This window comes from Streptomyces ferrugineus (assembly GCF_015160855.1).
Classification (GTDB): domain Bacteria; phylum Actinomycetota; class Actinomycetes; order Streptomycetales; family Streptomycetaceae; genus Streptomyces; species Streptomyces ferrugineus.
Genome location: NZ_CP063373.1, coordinates 3,532,101 through 3,548,259, shown reverse-complemented (window position 1 = coordinate 3,548,259; position 16,159 = coordinate 3,532,101). Strand labels below are relative to the sequence as shown.

Sequence of the window (16,159 nt, the reverse complement as noted above, 5' to 3'; positions counted from 1 at the left end):
GGGGAAGCCTACCCGGTCTGTGTGACGCTCTCGTCGTCCCACAGGTTGCACAGGTGCTCACCGTGCACGGTGGCGCTCAGCACATTCCCGCCGGCGGACGCGGTGCGCAGGGCGAGCACGGTGCCGGCGGGACCGGCGGGCATCGCGGGCTGCCCCGCCGCCCGGGGTACGCCGTCCCGGATGAACGAGCCCCAGTACTGGACCAGCTGCCGGGACAGCGTCCGCTGCTCGGCGTTCAGCGGGGTCCGCAGACCGAAGTGCTTGAAGAGGTACTGCACCTCGTTGACATGGGTCGCGCCGAAGTCGAAGTCGGTGCCGAGGTTGCGCAGCGAGGCGAAGGGCGGGGAGGTGCGGTCGGCGAACTCGTACGCGTAGACCTCGCCGCGTCCGGCGAGCGCGGCGTCGAGGCGGAGCGCCGGGCAGGCGAACAGCTGGTCGCCCAGGGCGGTGGCGTAGGCGATGGTCGGTGACGGGTACGACGACAGGGGGTAGCGCCTGAGCGCCTCTTCGCCGTAGTCCTCCCGCATCACCGTCGGGTACTGGTCGGCGGTGAGCGGGGCGCCGCTCCCGTCGAAGCGGGCGAAGGCGAACAGCCGGCCCTCGTCCTGGTTGGCCCCGTTCATGACCGGCACACCGGCCGCGGCCCCCTGTGCGAACGCCTCCTTCGGCTGCCTCGGCAGGAAGGCGCCGCCGACCACCGGTGCCCAGTCGAACCCGTTCTGCGCGGCCAGGATCTCGGCGGCCGGCTTGGCGCGCAGACAGGCCAGGTCGGCGCAGCCGAGCTTCTCGGCGAAGGCGGCACCCTGGGCCAGGGCGGTCTCGTGGGTACGGCCACCGCAGTCCTCGTACGCCCCGCTCTGGATGATCCCCGCGCGGAACAGGCCCCTGGCCGTCGGCGAGGCGAGCTGAGTGCAGACCGAGCGGCCACCCGCCGACTCGCCCGCGATGGTCACCCGGCCGGGGTCGCCGCCGAAGCGGCCGATGTTGGACCGCACCCAGCGCAGCGCGGCCTGCTGGTCGAGCATGCCGAAGTTACCGGAGACCCCGTCACGGACCTCGCCGTCGAGGCCGGACGTGGCGAGAAAGCCCATCGCGCCCAGGCGGTAGTTGACGGTCACGACGACGGTGCCGGTCTGCCGCGCGAAGGTGTCGGCGACGACGTCCTGGCCGGCCCCTTGGGTGAGTCCGCCGCCGTGGAACCAGACCATGACCGCGCGGCGGGCAGCGCCCTCGGGGGCGTACACATTGAGGTCGAGACAGTCCTCGGTGTGGCTGGGCCGCTCGTAGCCGGGGTCCCAACTCGCGTTCTGCACACACTTGTTGCCGAAGTCACCCGCGTCACGCACACCGTGCCAGGGCCGCACGGGCCGCGGCTCCTTCCAGCGCAGTGCGCCGACGGGCGGCTGCGCGTAGGGGATGCCGAGGAACTGGCGGCCCTCGGCGGTGGTTTCACCCCGTACCCAGCCGGCGTCGGTGCGCACGACGGGAGAGTCGGCGGCCTGCGCGGGTGAGGGAGTGATGAGCGCGGCCGCTAAAGCCATCAGCGCGACGGACATACGACGTAACACCGGTCCACCTCTCGTTGTGCGGGCATGGGACAGCACTGGCGCGGCGGGAAAACTATGAACCCGAGTGACTCGTGTCAATGATCTGAACGAGAAACGGCCGAATGCCGTCAAGAACCGAAGTCACGGTGTCGACCGGAGTGGCCGGGGCGGCTGTCTCGCCGGAGTCCGCCTGGACGTACCGCGTCCCGTACCGCGGCTGAGGGTGCTCCTCAGGCCCGTCCTGATCGCTCTGCGGGGGCTGCTCGGCGGCGGTCGGCTCGGGGACGGGGTCGTGCGGGGACCCGCGATCCGGCTCCACGGGCGCGATGCCGTCCTCCCTCCCCTTCCCCTTTTCCTTCTCCTTCTCCTTCTCCTCGGCCCGACTCTCGTCGTCGTCCTTCCGGAGGTCGCTCTCCGGTGTCTGCGCTTCTTCCTGCCCGCCCTCGTCCGCTAGGCCGCCGTCGAGCATCCAGCGCTGCGCCTCGGTCCCGTCCCGTTCGGCGACGACCACGCTCACGCCCTCGCCGCCCGCGACCGCCAGCCGCTCGGCCCGGCGCAGCAGCAGTTCCCCGTGGACGGTGAGGTCGTAGCGCACCTCGCCGGCGTGGGCGAGGCAGTTCGCCAGGACGACCGTGCCCTCGTCCGGGTCGGAGTCGAGGCAGAGGGCGGGGTCGGCGGCACTGCGCAGCACGCCGTTGTCGCGGTACGACCACTGCTGGGAGGCCGCGGCGGAGCACTCCGCCAGCTCGGCCGGGGCACCGGTGCGGACCTTGCCGTCGCGCAGGTCCAGGCACCGACCGTCGTCGAGGTTGCGGAGCCTGCCCTGGGCGACCTCGACGGGGCCCTCGGCCGAGGCGGCCGAGGGTGATCCGCCGGACTCGGGCGAGGACACGGCGCCGGGGTGGACGGTCTGGCTGCTGGGCACGCCCCAGGTGGTCTCGGGGGCACCGTTCTCCTCGGTCCAGCCCTTCGCGGTGAGCACCGTCACGAGCAGGGCCAGGGCGGTCAGTCCGACGCCCACGGCGAGGGCCTTCGTGCGTCCGCGCGCCGGGGCCGGTCGCCCCGGGCGATGCCGTCCGCCCCGTCGGCGGCGGTCGGACGCCGACGCTCCCGAGCCGCCCCGCCCGGGTCTGGAGTCGAGGTAGCGCCGCGCGCCCCAGCCGAGCACGGTCTCCGCGAGCAGCACCTCCAGGCCGCCCTCGAAATGGCTGAGCTGCTCGGCGGCGTGCCGGCAGTAGCGGCACTCCATCAGATGCTGCTGGACATCGGGCAGCAGGGCGCCGCCGCGGCGAATGGGGACGTCGAGGAGGCGGTTGTAGAAGCGGCATTCCCGGGTGGGCGCGAGTTCGCCGTGGGCGCGGACACAACCCCTGCGGAATTGCTCGCGCACTTCCTCCAGCGCGGCCGTCGCCGTGGCCGTGTCCACCCCCAGCAGACCGGCGGGTACGGTTATCGGTTCCGCGTCGACCTCGGTGTGCCACAGGAGGCATTGCGAGGCTCCCGACAGGGCCTGGAATGCGCGCTCGGCGATTTGCCGCCTTTCGGGCGTCGCGGGCCGTGCGGCACGCAGTCCACGACCGCCGGTGGGTTTGCCGAGTTCCGGCAGGAGGACGGAAATACGGTCGTCCGCCGCCCACTCCTTCACCATGTCCCTTACGGCGACGAGGAGTTGGGGACGCAGCGCGCCGTCGGCCGGCCGGCGGAGCACGCGGTGGAACGCCGCGGCGGCCACCATGGAGGCCGAACTCTCCGTGGCGACCAGGCAGATGGCCGCGTAGTCGTAGGTGGCACGCCAGTGCCGGGCCATCAGCAGGGCGACGGCACGGGAGTCCGCGGCGGCCTCGTCCAGGCTTGCGACGAGATCACGGTCGGACTCTCCCGGGCTCGCCCCGGGCCGAGGCGGGTACGGCGGTCGAGGGGGGTGGGGGGATTGCACTGAACCATTTCCTTCCCAGCCGCTGGACGCCATGGGAAATGCGCGTCCGTCGGAAAAGCAGGCGCCTGATTGGTGCATACCTAGGCCGCGTCAGTCATGGACCGGCTATCGGGGCCGCTCACTTTCGCACAAGCGACGCACAGGAAACAAGAAGTTCGAGTGACCGAGATTCAAAAAGCGGGAATTTCAGAAAAGTTACCAGCGGTATCCGTACCCGCATTCGAAGGTGTCGACGAACACGCCGTCAAGTTGTGTACGGCCAAAGAACATTGGTCCACGGAATCTTCAATTCCGCATGTCGCGCGGCCGCACAGGTGACTGCGAGGCTTCTCTCGGCGTGCTCCCATCCCCATGTATCAGCATGGCCCGCATGATCGTCCCCCACACGACCCCCGCACCGTCCGCACCGTCCGCAAGGTGGTCGTCCCGGCCGCCACAAGCGGGCCATCGAGGACCACTTCGACCACGCCTTCGAGCTGGAGCAGGCACTCGCCGCCAAGGGCGAAACCGTACGGCTGGACGCGGTGCGCGACCCGGCCCGGCCGGCCGACATCCACCACATCCGCCAGGGCGACCCCCTCGGCCTCGGTCACGCGGTGCGGTGCGCCCGCCACCGCGTGGGCGACCAGCCCTTCGCCGTGCTCCTGGGCGACGACCTCATCGACCCGTGCGAGACCCTGCTCAGCCGGATGCTGGAGGTCCGCGACCGGCACGAGGGCAGCGTGATCGCCCTCATGGAGGTCCCGCAGGAGCAGATCCACCGCTACGGCTGCGCGACCGTCGAACCGTCCGGCGAGGACGGCGTGGTCCGGGTCACGGGCCTGGTGGAGAAGCCGTCGCGGGAGGACGCGCCGAGCCACTACGCGGTCATCGGCCGCTATGTCCTCGCCCCGGCCGTCTTCGGCGTCCTGGAGCGCACCCCGCCCGGCCGCGGTGGCGAGATCCAGCTCACCGACGCGCTCCAGGAGCCGGCGACGGGCGGCACGGTCCACGGCGTGGTCTTCGACGGGCTGCGCTACGACACCGGCGACAAGGCGGACTGCCTGCGCACGGTGGTACGGCTGGCGTGCGACCGGCCCGACCTGGGGCCGGAGTTCGCGGCCTGGCTGAAGGAGTTCGCGACGGGGCTGGAGTACGACGGGGCGCGGCGCGACCGACTCGCGGCCTGAGCCGCCCCTCCTCCCGCCGGAATGCGATCAGGGCCCCCGCCCCATGCGGGGCCCCGACTGCTGCCGTGGGTCGTGCGATCGGCTCAGTTGTTGGGCCGCAGCGTCCAGACGACGGTCATCTGACCGGTGACGGCCCCGTCCCCGCGCTGGATCTCGATCGTCACCGGGAACTCGGGGCGCTCCCCCGCGTCGAGTTGGGCGACGACCTCGGCGGCCGGGCGGCCCAGCGTCGCGGTGGCGGTGACGGCGCCCATGGCGAGCTTCTTGTAGGCGATCTCGGCGCTGACCGCGAGCGGCACGGCACGCGAGAGCTGGTCACCGAACGCCGCCAGCACGATCGCGCCGCTGGCGGACTCGCCGAGCGTGAACATCGCGCCGGCGTGCGGCCCGCCCACGTGGTTGTGGTAGTCGCTCTGGTCCGGCAGAGCCACCACGGCCTTGTCCGGTGTGGTCTCCAGGAACTGGAGGTTCAGGGTCCGGGCCATGGGCACGGTGGCGGCGAGCATCTCGCCGATGGACATCTGGTCTGCGCTCATGGCCGTCATGTTACCCACGAGTAGAAACAACGAACAGACAGATGTGACGAGCGTCGTATCACCATGGGCCGAAATGCCGCATCCGGCACGTGACCTGCAATTCGCTTGGCAAACCGGACGCCGGGCGGCGATAGTCGGCCGGTGAAGTCCCCCGCCGATCTCCGCCGCCGTCCGCACCGCCGTCCGCACCGCCCCGCCTGGGCGGGCCGCAACTACAGCCTGCTGACCGCCGCCGCGTTCGTCACGAACCTCGGCAGCAACGGTGCGCTGATCGCCGCGGCGTTCGCGGTGCTGGAGGCGGGCGGGGACGGCGGTGACGTGGGTCTGGTGGCCGCCTCCCGCACCCTGCCGCTGGTGCTGTTCCTGCTGATCGGCGGCGCCGTCGCGGACCGCCTCCCCCGGCACCGCGTGATGGTCGCGGCCAATGCCCTCAACTGCCTCTCACAGGCTGCCTTCGCCGTGCTGGTCCTCTCCGGGGAGGCCGAGCTGTGGCAGATGATGCTGCTCACCGCCCTCGGCGGCACCGGCCAGGCGTTCTTCAGCCCGGCGGCCGAGGGCATGCTGCTGTCGTCGGTCCAGGGGGAGCAGGCGAGCCGGGCGTTCGCCGTGTTCCGGATGGCGATGCAGGGCGCGGCGGTGGGCGGTGCCGCGCTGGGCGGCGCCATGGTGGCCGCGATCGGACCGGGCTGGGTGCTGGCGGCGGACGCGGCGGCCTTCGCGGTCGCCGGCGCGATGCGGGCGTTCCTCGATGTGAGCCGCGTTCCGAGGCGTACGCCGGGCGGCGGGATGCTCGCCGATCTGCGGGAGGGCTGGCGGGAGTTCGCCGGGCGGCCGTGGCTGTGGGGCATCGTCGTGCAGTTCTCCATCGCCAACGCGGTCGTGGCGGCGGCGGACGCGGTCTACGGCCCGCTCGTCGCCCGGGACCACCTGGGCGGGGCGGGCCCGTGGGGCCTGGCGCTGGGCTTCTTCGGTGCGGGCACCGTCGCGGGCGCCCTGCTGATGACCCGCTGGAAGCCACGCCGCCTGCTCCTGGCCGGCACCCTGTGCGTCTTCCCGCTCGCCCTCCCTTCCGCCGCGCTCGCCGTACCGGTGCCGGTCGGTGCGCTCTGCGCGGTGATGTTCCTGACCGGCGTGATGCTGGAGGTGTTCGGGGTCTCCTGGATGACCGCGCTCCATCAGGAGATACCCGAGGACAAACTGTCCCGGGTCGCCGCGTACGACTGGTTCGGCTCGGTCGCCCTGGTCCCGCTGGCCACGGCTCTCGCCGGCCCGGCGGAGTCGGCGTTCGGACGCACGTCGGCGCTGTGGGGCTGTGCCGCGCTGATCGTGGTGGTCACGGCGGCGGTCCTGTGCGTACCGGACGTACGGAACCTGCGCCGCAGCACCAAGCACGTGACCACAGGCGAACGCCCCGCCTCAGCCGACACCGAAAGCCCCGTCGGCGGGCTCGGCTGACGGCGCCGCGCCCTCGTCCCGCACCGCAAACCAGGCCACGCCGAACACGACCACAGGCGAACCCCACCTCAGCCGACACCGAAAGCCCCGCCGGGAGGCTCGGGTGACGGTACCGCGTCCTCGTCCCGCACCGGTCGTGCCCCGTCGATGAACTCCCGCAGGGCCGCCCCGTGTTCGACCCGGGCCGGGAAGGCGTCGGAAGCGGTGAGTCGGGTCAGGGTGGTCGTGTCGACGGGGTGGTGCGCGGCGACGAGTACCGCGTTGCCGAAGCGGCGCCCGCGCAGCACTCCCGGTTCGGCGATCAGGGCCAGCTCCTCGAACACCGTGGCGCAGGTGGCGAGTTGGGAGCGCAGGAAGGCGAAGGGCGCGGCGTCCGCCAGGTTGGCCAGGTAGACACCGCTCCTGCGCAGCACCCGCTCGGCCTGACGGACGTACGCGACCGACGTCAGGTGTGCCGGTACCCGTGATCCGCCGAAGACGTCGGCCACGAGCACGTCCGCCGAGGCGTCCGGGGCCGCTTCCAGCCAGGTGCGCGCGTCCCCGGCGTGCAGCCGGACGCCCGTCCCGTCCGGAAGCGGCAGGTGTTCGACGACCAGCTCCATCAGCCCGCGATCGGCCTCGACGACGTCCTGCCGCGAGCCGGGCCGGGTCGCCGCCAGGTACCGGGGCAGGGTGAGTGCCCCGCCCCCGAGGTGCAGGACGTCCAGCGGCAGCCCCGGCTCGGCGACGGTGTCGAGGACATGGCCGAGGCGGCGGGCGTACTCGAACTCCAGATGGGTCGGCTCGTCAAGGTCGACGTACGACTGGGGCGCTCCGTCGACGGTGAGCAGCCAGGCCCGCTTCCGGTCGACGTCGGGCATCAGTTTGGCGGTGCCGTAGTCGACAGGCCGGGTGACGGGTATGGCGTCGTTCACCTCCTCATTGTGCCCGGGGGAAGCGCCCCTATAGGGGCGCGGGGAACTACGCGACCAGCCACGATGGCCCCGCAGTCCCCCACGAACCGCAACAACCCTCACTCGACGGCAGTCACGGTCCCCGCCCCGACGGTCCTGCCACCCTCACGGATGGCGAACCCGAGCCCCGGCTCCAGCGGAACCTCACGCCCCAGCTCAACCGTCATCGTGACCGTCTCCCCGGGCCGCGCGACCCCCACCTCGCCGAGGTCGATGTCGCCCACCACATCCGCCGTACGGATGTAGAACTGCGGCCGGTACCCGCTGGCGACCGCCGTCGTACGACCCCCCTCGCGCGCCGACAGCACATAGACCTGCGCCGTGAACCGCCGCCGCGGCTCCACGCTCCCCGGCGCCGCCACGACATGGCCCCGCCGGACGGCGTCCCGCGGAACGCCGCGCAGCAGCAACGCCACGTTGTCCCCGGCCTGCGCCTCGTCCATCGGCTTGCCGAAGGTCTCCAGGCCGGTGACCACGGTCTCCAGCCCGGCGCCGAGCACTTCGACCCGGTCGCCCATCCGCACGGTGCCCCGCTCGACGGCCCCGGTCACCACGGTCCCCCGGCCGGTGATGGTGAGCACGTTCTCCACGGGCAGCAGGAACGGCGCGTCCACATAGCGCTCCGGCATCGGAACGTAGGTGTCCACCGCGTCGAGCAGCGCCTCGATGGACGCCGTCCACTGGGGGTCGCCCTCCAGCGCCTTGAGCCCCGAGACCCGTACGACGGGCGCGGCGTCGCCGCCGTAGCCGTGCTCGGTGAGCAGGTCGCGGACCTCCAGCTCGACGAGGTCGATCAGCTCCGCGTCGCCCGCGTCGGCCTTGTTGAGGGCGACGACGATGTGGTCGACGCCCACCTGCCGGGCGAGCAGCACGTGTTCGGCGGTCTGCGGCATGATCCCGTCGAGCGCGGAGACGACGAGGATCGCCCCGTCGAGCTGCGCGGCGCCGGTGACCATGTTCTTGACGTAGTCGGCGTGGCCCGGCATGTCGACGTGCGCGTAGTGGCGGGTGTCGGTCTCGTACTCGACGTGCGCGATGTTGATGGTGATACCGCGCGCGGCCTCCTCCGGCGCCCGGTCGATGCGGTCGAAGGGCACGAACGCACCGGACCCGCGCTCGGCGAGGACCTTGGTGATGGCGGCGGTCAGGGTGGTCTTGCCGTGGTCGACATGGCCCATGGTGCCGATGTTCAGATGCGGTTTGGTGCGCACGTATGCCGTCTTGGACATGGCTGTACCTCGAAGTCTCTGCAGAAGTCTCCACGAAGGAGATGGGGACCCCAAGGACTCGCCGACCCTCCCCCTGCGGGGTCCGCCGGAATGTCCGGAGAGGGTCAGCTTCGGGCGCCGTCGGCTGCGGCCAGGAAGATCGGAACGGCAGCCTTCGGAGCATCCGCGACCGCGGATGCTGCGAGGACGAAGGCGTGCCGGAACATGACGTCGATCATTGCCGACGCGCTGCCCGGCGTCGAATGGTTTTCGCGGTACGGGATTTCAGGCGCCGATGTTCTTCAGCGCCTCCCGCACCGACAGCGGCGCGAACCGCCCCTGCTCCCGGGCCAGGAAGTCCCGTACGGCCTCCGGGTCGGTCTTGGCGTACTCGCGCAGGCACCAGCCGATGGCCTTGCGGACGAAGAAGTCGGGGTGCCCGGACTGGCGCAGGCAGTAGGTGAAGAGGCGCCCGGTGTCGGTGCGTTCCTTGTAGCGCAGCTGATGGAGCAGGGCGGTGCGGGCGACCCACAGGTCGTCGTCGACGATCCAGGCGTCCATGTCCGCCGTGAGCTTCGGGTCGGCCGCGACGAGCCCGCCGACGACGTGCGCGGCGAGCGCGTCGACGGTGTCCCACCAGGAGACGGTGGTGATCAAGTGCCGGGCCACGGGCAGGAAGCCGGAGGAGCAACGCGCGACATGGCGGCGCAGGTAGTCGACGGCGAAGTAGTGGTACTCGCGCTCGGGCAGCAGCCAGCAGCGCAGCGCGACGGCGGTGCAGTCGGCCTCGTCGGGGCGGGGCAGGCCCTCGATGACGGTGCGGGACAGGACGCGGCGGGCCGGGGTGGTGAGGCCCAGGAAGGGGGCCACGTCCTTCATGTACGCCCGCATGGGCGCGGCACGGTCGGGGTCGGCCGCGGCGCCGTAGGTGGCGACGAGCCGCTCCAGCACCGTGTCGGCGAGGGCACTGCCCGGCACTTCCAGTGTTCCCGCAGCTGTGACGCCCATGAGACGAACCATACGGCGATCACACATCTTCGTCGGTTACTGTCGCCGAATGCTCGATGCCACCACCCGCTCTGGGGGCACCGCCACGGCCTCGTCCCAGGCCGCCACGGAACTCACCGTCCCCGCCCCGACGCCGGCACCCGTGGCCGCAGGCCTCGCCGTGCGCTGCTCGAGAGTGCTGCTCTCGCCGTGGTCGCGGCTGTCCCTGCTGGTGGTGCTGCTCGCGGCGGCCGGGTCCTCGGTGCTGCTCTTCGAGCCGCACAAGCTCCTGGCGGACGGCTGGCCGCCCCAGGTCTCCGGCCCGGCCGCGGTGGTGTTGTTCGCCGTGGCGTACGGGCTGGTCACGGTGGCGTTCGTGCCGCGACCGCTGCTGAACCTGGCGGCGGGCGCGCTCTTCGGATCGCAGCTCGGCTTCGCCGCGGCCATAGCGGGCACCGTGATCGGGGCCGGCTTCGCCTTCACGCTCGGCCGGATACTCGGCCAGGAAGCGCTGCGTCCGCTGCTGCGCGGGCGGCTACTCACGGCGGCGGACCACCAGTTCAGCAGACATGGCTTCCGTTCGATGCTGGGGGTGCGGCTGTTCCCCGGTGTGCCGTTCTGGGCCGCGAACTACGCCGCCGCCGTCTCCCGCATGGGCTACGTCCCCTTTCTGCTCGCCACCGCGCTCGGGTCGATCCCGAACATCGCCGCGTATGTCGTCGCCGGTGCCCGGGCCTCGACGCCGACGTCCCCGGTGTTCCTGATCGCGGTGGCCGCGATCGCGCTGCCCGCCCTGGCGGGTGCGGTGGTGGCCTGGCGCAAGCGCCACCACCTGCGCCGTCGCTGAGCGGGCCGGGTCAGGCCGGCTGCCGGTCCGGCTCGTCGCTCACTGCCGGTCCGGCTCGTCGCTCACTGTCGGACCGACTCGATGATCATCGCGTTGGCCAGTCCGCCCGCCTCGCACATCGTCTGCAGCGCGTAGCGTGCGCCGCGTTCGCGCATGGCGTGGACCAGGGTCGTCGTCAGGCGGGTGCCGCTGGCGCCGAGCGGATGGCCGATCGCGATCGCGCCGCCGTGCACGTTGACCTTGTCGAGGTCGGCGCCGGTCTCCTGCTGCCAGGCCAGGACGACACTGGAGAACGCCTCGTTGACCTCGAACAGGTCGATGTCGCCGAGGGACAGGTTCGCCCGGCGCAGCACCTTCTCGGTCGCGGGGACGACCCCGGTCAGCATGAGGAGCGGGTCGGATCCGGTGACGGCGAAGCTGTGCAGCCGGGCGAGGGGGCGCAGGCCGAGGCGGTCGGCGGTCTCACCGGACGTGATGAGGACGGCGGAGGCGCCGTCGTTGATCGGGCTGGCGTTGCCGGCGGTGACATTCCACTCGATCTGCGGGAAGCGCTCGGCGAACGCCGGGTCGTAGTACGCGGGCTTGAGGCCGGCGAGGATCTCGGGGGTGCTGCCCGGCCGTACGCACTCGTCGCGCGAGACGCCCTCCAGGGGCGCGACCTCGGCGTCGAAGAGGCCCTGATCCCAGGCGGCGGCCGCCTTCCGGTGCGAGGAGACGGCGAAGGCGTCCATCTGCTCGCGGGTGATCGACCACTTGGCGGCGATCAGCTCGGCGCTGATGCCCTGCGGGACGAGCCCCTCCGGGTAGCGCTCGGCGATGCCGGGGCCGAAGGGGTCCTTGCCGGGCGGCACGTTCGACCACATCGGCACCCGGCTCATCGACTCGACGCCGCAGGCGACGACCAGGTCGTACGCGCCGGAGAGCACGCCCTGGGCGGCGAAGTGCACGGCCTGCTGGGAGGAGCCGCACTGGCGGTCCACGGTGGTCGCCGGGACCGTCTCCGGGAAGCCCGCGGACAGGGCGGCGTAGCGGGTGGTGTTCATGGCCTGCTCGCCGACCTGGTCGACGGTGCCACCGATGACGTCGTCGATCAGCGCCGGGTCGACGCCCGAGCGCTCGACGAGGGTGCGCAGGGTGTGGGCGAGGAGCTGGACGGGGTGGACGTGCGCCAGGGAGCCGTTCGGCTTGCCCTTGCCTATGGGGGTGCGTACGGCTTCGACGATGACTGCGTCACGCATGGTGCGGGCCTCCTTGGCGGCCGGCGATTGCCCGTGAGGGCGGTTACCAGTGAGTAGGAAATCCAAACTCACCATAACTCGGAAGGTTGGAAAATCAAACCCATAGGGTTGGCCATCGGTTGGAAAGTCGAACCCACCCCCTAGACTGAGCGGCATGGCCGCCACCAAAGATCCGCGCCCCTGCTCCATCGCCGACGCCCTGGCGCTCGTCGGCGAGAAGTACTCCCTGCTGGTCCTGCGCGAGGTGTGCCTGGGCAACGGCCGCTTCGACCAGCTCGTGCGCAACATCGGCGCCCCGCGCGACATCCTGGCCACCCGGCTGCGCCGCCTCGTCGACGCGGGCATCCTGACCAAACGCGCCTACAGCGAGCGCCCGCAGCGGTTCGAGTACCGGCCGACCCGGGCGGGACTCGAGCTGGAGCCGGTCCTGATGACCCTCATGGCCTGGGGCGACCGCCATCTGCGCGGGGACGACGACCGCCCCATGGTGATCGAGCACATCTGCGGCAACGAACTCGTCCCGGTCGTCATCTGCCGCGCCTGCGGCGACCCGGTGCGCCACGAGGACCTCACGGCCCACCCCCAGGTGCCCGGCTGGTCGGTGGCGGGGCCGACGGCGGCGTGACGCGGCCGCCGGGTCGGGCGGCCGTACTCAGCACGTTCTCAGCACCAGGGATGCGTCCGCAGGTACTTGGCGATCTCTTCCCGCTCCCACGCCCCGTCGGCCACGACGACCCGGTAGCGGCGGGTGAGCGTGTCACCGGGCGCCAGCTCCAGCTCGTCGTGAAACGCCCAGGACGGGGCCACTCCCGCGAACGGCTCGTTGCGTACGAACCAGTGGGCGGGGTGGGCGCCGCGGTCGCCGGCGTGGTCGTTCTCGGGGGCGTGCGCGAAGACGAGGGTGGCGTGGCCGTCGGTGCCGTCGTGTTCGCCGGAGTAGGCGAGCCAGGGCGCCTGTTCGCCCATCAGGCCGGGGCCCTCGGCGTCCGGGGCGACGATCCGGCCGCCCTGGAAGGCGCGCGGGCCGCGCCAGAACAGGCCCGTGTATCCGGCCATGTCACGCCCGGCGGTGGTGGGGCTGCCGAACCGCAGCGGCTTCTCGCGCCGGTTCGTCACGGCGCTCGTCCAGGTCAGGGCCCATGAGCCGGACTCCGGCTCGACGTCGTGCACCTCGATGCGGCGCAGCTCGTCGGCCCACAGCTCGCCGTCGTGGGGATGCCAGGTCAGCCGCTCGGCGATGACGACCCGGCCCTCGTCCGAGGAGACCTCGTCGAAGGAGACGTGCGCCATCGACCCGACGCGCTCGGGGAGTTCGAGGTACCCCTGCCCGTGGACGTAGGAGTTGCCGCCCCACAGGTTCGCCCCCGACAGATGCGAGGCGGTCAGCGACAGGCCCTTGTGCCAGCGGTGGTCGTTGGGCCGGTAGTCGGTGACGATGTCGCCGGCGAGCGTGCGCAGCGGGTGGAGGTACGGCTTCGGGGCCTCCCAGGCGGCCTCCGGCCGGTAGACGTAGGCGAGCAGGTCGACGCCGGTGACCGGGTCGGTCACGGTGACGCGGTCGCCGCATGCGTGGACGATGCGCGGCCCGGTCACGCGGCGGCCTCCTCGTCGGCGGGTGCCCAGCCGGGCGCGTCCCCGTGCATCGCCGAGTAGAACGGATCACCGGGGCCGATCTCGCCCGCCCGCACCGTCGCGTCCGTGAACGCCGACTTGTACAGGGCGGCGATCAGCTCCAGGCTCGTCCGCCCGTCGGCGCCGCTGCTGCGCGGGCGCTCCCCCGCGCGCATGCTCGCGACCAGCTCCCGCAGCTGCGCCAGATGCGAACTGGGCACGTCCGCGCCGAAGTCCTGCCAGGCGGCGGCCTCGGCGTCCGGCACGTCGCGGGCCGGGGCGATGCGCCAGCTGTCGTTGCGGTGCCCGTACAGGTGGGTGAGTTCGACGGTGGCGCGTTCGCAGTCGATGCGGATGCGGCTGACCTCGTCGGGGCTCAGCACGCTGTTCACGACGGTCGCCATCGCACCGTTCGCGAAGCGCACGAGCGCGGTGGAGACGTCCTCGGTCTCGACGTCGTGCACCAGCCGGCCGGCCATGGCGCGCACCTCGCTCCACGGCCCGAGCAGATCGAGCAGCAGATCCATCTGATGGATGCCGTGCCCCATCGCGGGCCCGCCGCCCTCGGTCCGCCAGCGGCCGCGCCAGGGCACGGCGTAGTAGGCGGTGTCGCGGTACCAGGTGGTCTGGCAGTGCGCGACCAGCGGTCGCCCCATGGACCGCTCGGCGAGCAGCCGCCGTACGTGCCGCGTCCCCGAGCCGAACCGGTGCTGGAAGACGATCGAGGCGTACGGGCCGCCGCTTCGGCCCTCCTCGGCCTCGATGGCGTCGAATTCGGCGAGGCTGGGCACCGGGGGCTTCTCGCACCACACCCAGGCGCCGGCCCGCAGCGCCGCGACGGTCTGGTCGCGGTGCAGGGTGGGCGGCGTGCAGATGACGACCAGGTCGGGCCGCTGTTCGCCGAGCATCCGGTCGAGGTCGGTGTAGCCGCGAAGCGCCCCGCCGGCCTCGGCACGGAAGGACTCGACCGACGCCGCGTCGATGTCCACGGCCGCGACGAGCTCCGTCTCGCCCTCTTCGGCGAGCCTGGCGAGCGCGGGCAGATGGGAGTCGCGCGCGATGGCGCCGGTGCCGATCACGGCGACCCGGAGGCGGCGGCCGGTGAGCGGGGCGGTCTCGGATGCAGCCATGGACGGGATCGGACTCCTCCGGGACGCGGACAACGAGCAGCGGGTGACGAGCGCGCCGACGACAGCAAGCGCTTTCGGCCCGCAGCAACGTAAGCGGCGGCCCCACCGCAGGTCAACACCGGTATGGCGAGAGTGGGGCGAGCGACTGCCCAGCCCCCTGTGCCGGGGCTGTCATCGCGGGGCGCTACGCTGCCCCTCGACACCCGCGATCACTGCGCCGCCGACGCGGTGTCCACCGTCATCCCTTGTCTCGATCAGCACTTGGACTCCGTAACTTCATGTCTTGGTTTGAATCACTCATCCTCGGACTCGTCCAGGGGCTGACCGAGTTCCTCCCCGTGTCCTCCAGCGCGCATCTGCGGCTGACCGCGGCGTTCTCGGGCTGGGAGGACCCTGGTGCGGCCTTCACCGCGATCACCCAGATCGGCACGGAGACCGCGGTGCTGATCTACTTCCGCAAGGACATCGGGCGGATCATCTCGGCGTGGTTGCGGTCCTTGACGAACAAGGAGCTGCGGCGGGACCACGACGCGCAGATGGGCTGGCTGGTGATCGTCGGCTCGATCCCGATCGGTGTGCTCGGCCTGACGCTCAAGGACCAGATCGAGGGCCCGTTCCGCGATCTGCGCATCACCGCGACGATGCTGATCGTCGTCGGCATCGTCATCGGCGTCGCCGACCGGCTGGCGGCCCGCGACGAGACGGGCGGACGGCACCGCGCCGCCAAGCAGCGCAAGTCACTGGAGAGCCTGAACGTCAAGGACGGCCTGATCTTCGGCCTGTGCCAGTCCGCGGCGCTCATCCCCGGCGTCTCCCGCTCCGGCGCGACCATCAGCGGCGGCCTCTTCATGGGGTACCAGCGCGAGGCCGCGGCCCGCTACTCCTTCCTCCTCGCGATCCCCGCCGTGCTCGCCTCCGGTCTCTTCGAGCTCAAGGACGCGATGGAGAGCGACCACGTCTCCTGGGGCCCGACCATCTTCGCCACGGTGATCGCCTTCGCGGTCGGCTACGCGGTCATCGCCTGGTTCATGAAGTTCATCTCGACCAAGAGCTTCATGCCGTTCGTCTGGTACCGCATCGCGCTCGGCATAGTCATCATCGCCCTGGTGACGACGGGCGTTCTGAGCCCGCACGCTGCGGAGTCGTCGGGCTGACACATCTGACCCACGAGTCAGCAGGGGCGCCCTCCCAAACGCCCCCGCCGAAATCCGTGACCAATCACATACGTTGTGCGTAGCCGTCCGGTAGCGCGCTGTCAGTCCTTGCCCCTAGGCTTGTCCGCATGTCCCCCCATTCCTTAGGCCCTGGTTCCGTGCGGTCTGCTGCCGAGGTGAACGAGGAGATCCGTGCCCTGTGGCTGCGCGCGGGCGGCTCGCTGTCCGCTCAGGAGCGCGCGGAGTACGAGCTGTTGGTCGTCGAGTGGGCGGCCGCCATCCGCGGTGAGGTCATCGAGGCCGCTTGAAGGGATCCTGGGCCTGACGCCCCGGTTGATCCCGCACCGGTGACTCATCAGCCGAGCAAGTCGACGACCTCGCAATAGTC

14 protein-coding genes and 1 pseudogene are annotated in these 16,159 nt (G+C 71.6%); 6 read left to right on the top strand and 9 right to left on the bottom strand.

All coding sequences use genetic code 11. The annotated features are described in order from the left end of the window. Positions 1 to 8 precede the first annotated feature (8 nt). A complete protein-coding gene (locus IM697_RS16220) occupies positions 9 to 1,568 on the bottom strand; it encodes a carboxylesterase/lipase family protein (RefSeq protein WP_228044696.1) in 1,560 nt (519 codons plus the stop codon). A gap of 52 nt (positions 1,569 to 1,620) precedes the next feature. Next, on the bottom strand, positions 1,621 to 3,483 hold the full coding sequence (locus IM697_RS16215) for an RICIN domain-containing protein (RefSeq protein ID WP_228044694.1): 1,863 nt from the start codon (positions 3,481 to 3,483) through the stop codon (positions 1,621 to 1,623). 428 nt (positions 3,484 to 3,911) lie between these two features. Between IM697_RS16215 and IM697_RS16210 the strand changes: the two are divergent. Then, positions 3,912 to 4,652 (top strand): annotated as a pseudogene (locus tag IM697_RS16210) (UTP--glucose-1-phosphate uridylyltransferase); the annotation flags it as partial. An 83-nt stretch (positions 4,653 to 4,735) separates the two neighbouring features. On the opposite strand, the gene IM697_RS16205 reads toward IM697_RS16210, so the two are convergent. Continuing rightward, the gene (locus IM697_RS16205; protein ID WP_194049731.1) at positions 4,736 to 5,173 is read right to left on the bottom strand and encodes a DUF4442 domain-containing protein; all 438 of its coding nucleotides are present in this window, start codon (positions 5,171 to 5,173) and stop codon (positions 4,736 to 4,738) included. 156 nt (positions 5,174 to 5,329) lie between these two features. On the opposite strand from IM697_RS16205, the gene IM697_RS16200 reads away from it, so the two are divergent. After that, positions 5,330 to 6,643 (top strand): MFS transporter, encoded by a 1,314-nt coding sequence (locus IM697_RS16200; protein ID WP_194048387.1) that lies wholly within the window; start codon positions 5,330 to 5,332, stop codon positions 6,641 to 6,643. Between the two features lie 68 nt (positions 6,644 to 6,711). Here the strand turns inward: IM697_RS16200 and IM697_RS16195 are convergent, their stop codons facing one another. The 3 genes from IM697_RS16195 to IM697_RS16185 all read right to left on the bottom strand — a co-directional run bounded on the left by IM697_RS16195 (position 6,712) and on the right by IM697_RS16185 (position 9,812). Then, a complete protein-coding gene (locus IM697_RS16195; protein WP_194048386.1) occupies positions 6,712 to 7,557 on the bottom strand; it encodes a spermidine synthase in 846 nt (281 codons plus the stop codon). A 98-nt stretch (positions 7,558 to 7,655) separates the two neighbouring features. Then, a complete protein-coding gene (tuf, locus tag IM697_RS16190) occupies positions 7,656 to 8,825 on the bottom strand; it encodes an elongation factor Tu (protein ID WP_194048385.1) in 1,170 nt (389 codons plus the stop codon). A 264-nt stretch (positions 8,826 to 9,089) separates the two neighbouring features. Next, complete coding sequence (locus IM697_RS16185; RefSeq protein ID WP_194048384.1) at positions 9,090 to 9,812, bottom strand: DNA alkylation repair protein; 723 nt, start codon at positions 9,810 to 9,812, stop codon at positions 9,090 to 9,092. 49 nt (positions 9,813 to 9,861) lie between these two features. Between IM697_RS16185 and IM697_RS16180 the strand changes: the two genes are divergently transcribed. Beyond that, complete coding sequence (locus IM697_RS16180) at positions 9,862 to 10,638, top strand: TVP38/TMEM64 family protein (protein ID WP_194048383.1); 777 nt, start codon at positions 9,862 to 9,864, stop codon at positions 10,636 to 10,638. A 62-nt stretch (positions 10,639 to 10,700) separates the two neighbouring features. Here IM697_RS16180 and IM697_RS16175 read toward each other — a convergent pair whose 3' ends face one another. Beyond that, on the bottom strand, positions 10,701 to 11,876 hold the full coding sequence (locus tag IM697_RS16175; RefSeq protein WP_194048382.1) for a thiolase family protein: 1,176 nt from the start codon (positions 11,874 to 11,876) through the stop codon (positions 10,701 to 10,703). 154 nt (positions 11,877 to 12,030) lie between these two features. On the opposite strand from IM697_RS16175, the gene IM697_RS16170 reads away from it, so the two are divergent. Continuing rightward, positions 12,031 to 12,501 (top strand): winged helix-turn-helix transcriptional regulator, encoded by a 471-nt coding sequence (locus IM697_RS16170; protein WP_194048381.1) that lies wholly within the window; start codon positions 12,031 to 12,033, stop codon positions 12,499 to 12,501. A 38-nt stretch (positions 12,502 to 12,539) separates the two neighbouring features. On the opposite strand, the gene IM697_RS16165 is transcribed toward IM697_RS16170, so the two are convergent. Together IM697_RS16165 and IM697_RS16160 are read right to left on the bottom strand one after the other, a co-directional pair. Further along, the gene (locus IM697_RS16165) at positions 12,540 to 13,469 is read right to left on the bottom strand and encodes a DUF6807 domain-containing protein (RefSeq protein WP_194048380.1); all 930 of its coding nucleotides are present in this window, start codon (positions 13,467 to 13,469) and stop codon (positions 12,540 to 12,542) included. After that, positions 13,466 to 14,617, bottom strand: a complete 1,152-nt coding sequence (locus tag IM697_RS16160) for a Gfo/Idh/MocA family protein (protein WP_194048379.1) — start codon at positions 14,615 to 14,617, stop codon at positions 13,466 to 13,468. The genes IM697_RS16165 and IM697_RS16160 overlap by 4 nt, the downstream gene beginning before the upstream one ends. A gap of 278 nt (positions 14,618 to 14,895) precedes the next feature. Here IM697_RS16160 and IM697_RS16155 point away from each other — a divergent pair, with 278 nt between their 5' ends. Then, a complete protein-coding gene (locus IM697_RS16155; protein WP_194048378.1) occupies positions 14,896 to 15,771 on the top strand; it encodes an undecaprenyl-diphosphate phosphatase in 876 nt (291 codons plus the stop codon). 128 nt (positions 15,772 to 15,899) lie between these two features. Then, on the top strand, positions 15,900 to 16,079 hold the full coding sequence (locus IM697_RS16150; RefSeq protein ID WP_078504336.1) for a hypothetical protein: 180 nt from the start codon (positions 15,900 to 15,902) through the stop codon (positions 16,077 to 16,079). Positions 16,080 to 16,159 lie beyond the last annotated feature (80 nt).

Bases quoted from the DNA above. Each gene is read 5' to 3' on its own strand.
- IM697_RS16205 (WP_194049731.1), bottom strand. From the start codon at position 5,173: ATGTCCATCGGCGAGATGCTCGCCGCCACCGTGCCCATGGCCCGGACC.
- IM697_RS16160 (WP_194048379.1), bottom strand. From the start codon at position 14,617: ATGGCTGCATCCGAGACCGCCCCGCTCACCGGCCGCCGCCTCCGGGTC.
- IM697_RS16170 (WP_194048381.1), top strand. From the start codon at position 12,031: ATGGCCGCCACCAAAGATCCGCGCCCCTGCTCCATCGCCGACGCCCTG.
- IM697_RS16185 (WP_194048384.1), bottom strand. From the start codon at position 9,812: ATGGGCGTCACAGCTGCGGGAACACTGGAAGTGCCGGGCAGTGCCCTC.
- IM697_RS16175 (WP_194048382.1), bottom strand. From the start codon at position 11,876: ATGCGTGACGCAGTCATCGTCGAAGCCGTACGCACCCCCATAGGCAAG.
- IM697_RS16180 (WP_194048383.1), top strand. From the start codon at position 9,862: ATGCTCGATGCCACCACCCGCTCTGGGGGCACCGCCACGGCCTCGTCC.
- IM697_RS16150 (WP_078504336.1), top strand. From the start codon at position 15,900: ATGTCCCCCCATTCCTTAGGCCCTGGTTCCGTGCGGTCTGCTGCCGAG.
- tuf (WP_194048385.1), bottom strand. From the start codon at position 8,825: ATGTCCAAGACGGCATACGTGCGCACCAAACCGCATCTGAACATCGGC.
- IM697_RS16155 (WP_194048378.1), top strand. From the start codon at position 14,896: ATGTCTTGGTTTGAATCACTCATCCTCGGACTCGTCCAGGGGCTGACC.